1 protein-coding gene and 2 pseudogenes are annotated in these 1,882 nt (G+C 70.2%); 2 read left to right on the top strand and 1 reads right to left on the bottom strand.

Annotation, left to right across the window (positions count from 1 at the left end; genetic code table 11):
- Positions 1–7 precede the first annotated feature (7 nt).
- A pseudogene (locus BN4346_RS50015) lies at positions 8–64 on the top strand (hypothetical protein); the annotation flags it as partial.
- 6 nt (positions 65–70) lie between these two features.
- Here BN4346_RS50015 and BN4346_RS46700 read toward each other — a convergent pair.
- Positions 71–1,513, bottom strand: a complete 1,443-nt coding sequence (locus tag BN4346_RS46700; protein ID WP_067977067.1) for a wax ester/triacylglycerol synthase family O-acyltransferase — start codon at positions 1,511–1,513, stop codon at positions 71–73.
- 135 nt (positions 1,514–1,648) lie between these two features.
- Here BN4346_RS46700 and BN4346_RS46705 point away from each other — a divergent pair.
- Positions 1,649–1,882: pseudogene (locus tag BN4346_RS46705) on the top strand (hypothetical protein); the annotation flags it as partial.

Here is a 1,882-nt window from a genome sequence, read left to right on the forward strand (position 1 = left end):
GGCCGCCGTGCGGGCGCGCGACGCTGCCGACCGCGTCCTGGGCAGCAGCCGTGGCCACGCGCTGGATGCCTCAGACCCGGTCACCCGCCTGTGGCGTGACGTCCACACCGGATGCCGGCTGGCACTGCGACTGCTCGACGACCTCGATCGCTGAGGCCGCATTCGCCAGCTCCGCCAATGCCGGGGGCAGGCCGTCGGCGATCTGCCACGGGTCGGGCAGGTGCGTTCCGCAGCTCAACACCCCGATCGTCAGCTGGCCCTCATAGCTCCACCCGGTGAAGTTCAACCCCATCGGAAACACCAGCGGACCGGACGAGATCAGACGTTCGACCGGCGCACCGGCAAAGCAAAGCTGTTGCGGTCCTCGCATATTCGAGGCAATCAGGCTGAACGTGGGCCGGTGCGTGGTGCGCTCACCGATCAGCGGCAGGGCGCGCGAGTAGAACCAGAACAGCGGCCAGTACTCCATCCAGTCGTGCTGCAGCCACAGGTCGCGTTCGGCCTGAACCTCGCGGGCGGTCCGGGTCGCCGCGGCGATCGCGGTCAGCCGCTCCAGCGGGTCGGCGATGTCGGTGGCCAGTGCGACATTCCACCGGGCCACCTTGTTGCCCCAGGCGTCGCCCTCGGGCGGGCGCATCGACACCGGCACGACTGCGGTGAGCGCTTCTGACGTCAGTTCGCCCTGCCGGTCCAGGTAAGCGCGCAACGCCCCGCTGCAGATCGCCAGGAACACGTCGTTGACCGTCACTCCGTGGGCCCGAGCGACCTGCTTGATGACGGTCATGTCGCAACCGCGGAACGCGAAGTGCCGCTCCGCGGTCAGCGGTGCGTTGAAGCGGGCCCCGGGTGCGGCGAACGCGGCGGCATACCCCGGCTTGCCGTTGCGGCGGCGCCGCAGAATGACCCGGCTCACCGCGACAGTGCGGGCCACCACCCGCGGCAGGCCGAGCGCTGCGGCGAGCTGCTGGCGCGCCACCATCGGAAGCCAGCGCCACGGCGCCGGCCGTCGCTCGTCGCGCGGGGGAGTCGACGGGGCGGTGTCCGTGCCGCACAGTGCCTCCAGGATGCGCAGCGAGGCCGTGCCGTCGGCGAGGGCGTGGTGGATCTTCCAGATCAGCGCGATCCTGCCGTCGGCCAGGCCGTCGATATAGAACAGCTGCCATGGCGGGCGGCTGCGGTCGAGGCGGTCACGGAAGATCACGTCGATCGCCAGCGCCAGTTCGCGATCACCGCCGGGCGGGGCGAGGGTGATCCGCCGTACGTGGTGGCCGACGTCGATGCGCGGCCGGGCGATCCACCAGGGCCGGCCGAGTCGTAAGCGGGGCATCAGCAACTGCCACTGCAGCGGCTCGACCCGATCGACCAGGCCCGGGAGCATCGCCTTGACCGCCTCGAAAGTGAGCAGCCGCTGCCCCCGGCTCGGGTCGAGCACCATCACCTTGATCGTGTGCTGCGGTTGGGCGGCGTTCTCCCACGCCAGAAAGCTGTTGTCCTCGCCGGTCAGACGCCGCATTTGTCGCTCCGCTCGCTATCGCAGTGCTGTGGTCCGGTTCACTTGTATGCCTGCGGTGTGCCCGGCCCGACACGTTGTCTCACACAGTGGGACTTTGGGATTTGTCGGCGGCGCCGGCGTCTTACGTTGCGCTGCGTGAGCGATATCGCCTCGATGCAGACCGAGCTGGCCGACCGGATGGGCGCGGCCTTCGCATCCATCGCGGCCGGGGACGGCAACGCGGTCCAGGTGCGGGCCAGCCTGAAAGCCAGCCGGCGACCGGCCAGACCCGTCCCGGTGGGCTGGGTCGACGAGCGCCACATTCCCGGCCCCGCCGGCCCGATGCAAGTGCGTATCTACTTCCCCCTCGACCCGGGCACACCCCGGGAG

The organism is Mycolicibacter icosiumassiliensis, from assembly GCF_900078685.2.
Classification (GTDB): Bacteria; Actinomycetota; Actinomycetes; order Mycobacteriales; family Mycobacteriaceae; genus Mycobacterium; species Mycobacterium icosiumassiliensis.